Here is a 1817-nt window from a genome sequence, read left to right on the forward strand (position 1 = left end):
GTGCCAGCGAGGGCGGCGCCAGCGAGGGCGGTGCTGTCGGGGGCGGTGCCGTCAGGGGCGGTGTGGACAGCACCTCCTCACGCCACTTCCGGCCCAGCATCCGCACCGGCGCGGGGTTGCAGCTCCGGGCCAGCGCCGCGGCCAGCTCCGGTGCCGTCGGCCGGCGGCCCGGGTCGTCCACCAGAGCGGGCGCGACAGCGACGGCAACCGCGGCCGCGGCCGGCCCGGTGGTGTGCGGCATCGCCGCCAGCAGCAGGCCCGCGAGGTCACCGACGTCCACCGGCGGGGTGGTGGGCGGGCCGCTGAGGCCGACGATGCCCGTCCCCGCCAGCACCGGCCGGCCGTTCGGCTCGAGCAGGACGTCGGCAAGATCGAGCCGGCCGTGCACCACACCCGCGGCATGCGCCGCGGCCAGCGCCTGGGCCAGCGGCAGCCCGACCGTCACCACCTCACCGGGCTCCAGCCGCTCCCGGACGCCGAGCAGCCGGCCCAGGTTGACCGCCCCGTCGACCGGCTCCGACACCACCGCGATCCCCTCGGATGTCGCGATCACGTCGATGACCGGGACGAGATGTGGGTGATCGAGCTCGACCAGCAGGCGCGCCGACCTCATGGCGGCCTCGCGGCCGGCCGCGTCCGGGGGCAGCCTGACCCGCCGGACCGTGCACTCGGCCCCGGTGGCCACGACCCGGCCGGCCCACACGTCCCCGGCGCCGGCATCCCGGACCCGGGCGCGCAGCACCACCCCGGGCACGGGAGGATCGGCCGGGTTCTCCCGTCCACCCCGGGAACCGGCGGAATCGTACATTGAGGTCACAAAAAGTGACGGTAAGCCGAAAAAGCCATTCTGTGCAGCCCTCCCCGGCAAACTGTGGATAACTCGCGCCGCAATCAGGTCCGCAAACGGTCCGGGGTACGGTGACCGCGGCGTACAGCGGGCATGCCGCATACGGCACGAATACGGTAGAACACGCAGACGGCGGAAACATGCCCGGGTGGACGGAACAGCCGGCCCCGGATACGGACAGTCACGAACGGACGCGGACGCCGATGAGCACGGGCACGAACGGGCACAGCACGAAGGAGCACAGCACGAAGGGGCACAGCACGAGGGGCGGACGGTGAACATCCTCGCGACCAGCGGCGGCTTCCTGCCGGACGGACGCTGGGGAGCCCGGGTCGGCCCGCTGATCCACCACGCGCTGCGCCTGGCCGGGCAGCCGGCCCGTCCGAAGCTGTGCCTGCTGGCCACCGCCGTCGGCGACGACCCGGCCGCCTACGCGCGCTACTACGCCGCGCTCGCCCGCGACACCCCGCAGGTGCGCGCCTCCCACCTCGCGCTGTTCCCGATGCCGAACGTCGCCGACATCCGCGCGCACCTGCTGGGCCAGGACGTGATCTGGGTGGGCGGCGGCAGCGTGGCGAACCTGCTCGCGGTGTGGCGCGTCCACGGCCTCGATGTGATCATGCGGGAGGCGTGGGAGGCGGGCGTGGTCCTCGGCGGGGTGTCCGCGGGATCGCTGTGCTGGCACGCGGGAGGCACCACCGACTCGTTCGGGCCGGACCTGCGGGCGGTCACCGACGGCCTCGGCCTGCTGCCGTTCAGCAACACCCCGCACTACGACTCGGAGCCGGGCCGGCGTCCGCTCTACCAGAAGCTGGTCGCGGACGGGACGCTGCCGGCCGGCTGGGCCACCGACGACGGGGCCGGCCTGCACTTCCGGGGGACCGAACTGGTGGAGGCCGTCGCCGACCGGCCGGGCGTGTACGCCTGGCGGGTCCAGCGGATCCCGGGCGCGGCCGGCACAGCCGAGGCC

The 1817-nt window shown here is 74.5% G+C and carries 2 protein-coding genes; one reads left to right on the forward strand and one right to left on the reverse strand.

Going from position 1 to position 1817, the window contains the following annotated elements:
• Window positions 1-754: protein kinase (locus AC5LSR_RS23035; RefSeq protein ID WP_493469014.1), on the reverse strand; the 754-nt coding region annotated here is incomplete at its 3' end.
• Window positions 755-1121: 367 nt separating this feature from the next.
• On the opposite strand from AC5LSR_RS23035, the gene AC5LSR_RS23040 reads away from it, so the two are divergent.
• Window positions 1122-1817, forward strand: a 696-nt coding sequence (locus AC5LSR_RS23040; RefSeq protein ID WP_493469015.1) for a Type 1 glutamine amidotransferase-like domain-containing protein, incomplete at its 3' end; no start/stop codon positions are given.

The sequence above is a fragment of the Protofrankia sp. CiP1_Cm_nod4 genome, assembly GCF_982290645.1.